Annotated in this window: 1 protein-coding gene; it reads right to left on the minus strand. The window is 53.8% G+C overall.

Annotation, left to right across the window (positions count from 1 at the left end):
- The coding region (locus CVH10_RS19990; protein ID WP_181244560.1) for a glycogen/starch synthase at positions 1-277 on the minus strand (277 nt) is incomplete at both ends.

The raw sequence follows: 277 nt of genomic DNA on the forward strand, positions 1-277 counted from the left end.
CCCCATTGCGATTTGTAACTGGCGCTTATTTTCCGCTTTATCTTCCAACGTATCGCGGGTGTAACGCGAGGCCAACAGTAAGTCCGTCTCTGGACTCCAGATTTTCTCGTCCACGCCGTTCAGTACGCCGGAAAGACGCCCTTCACGGTGACGCTGTTGCAACAGACCTTCCATACCGTAGGCAAACTGCGGTTCGGTGATCTCGCGAGCGTAGGTTGGACTGACCGCCGTAATGTGATCGGCATAGTACAGACCGGCCTTCAGGAAAGAGATTTGT

The organism is Halomonas sp. ND22Bw (assembly GCF_003011945.1).
Classification (GTDB): domain Bacteria; phylum Pseudomonadota; class Gammaproteobacteria; order Pseudomonadales; family Halomonadaceae; genus Halomonas; species Halomonas halophila.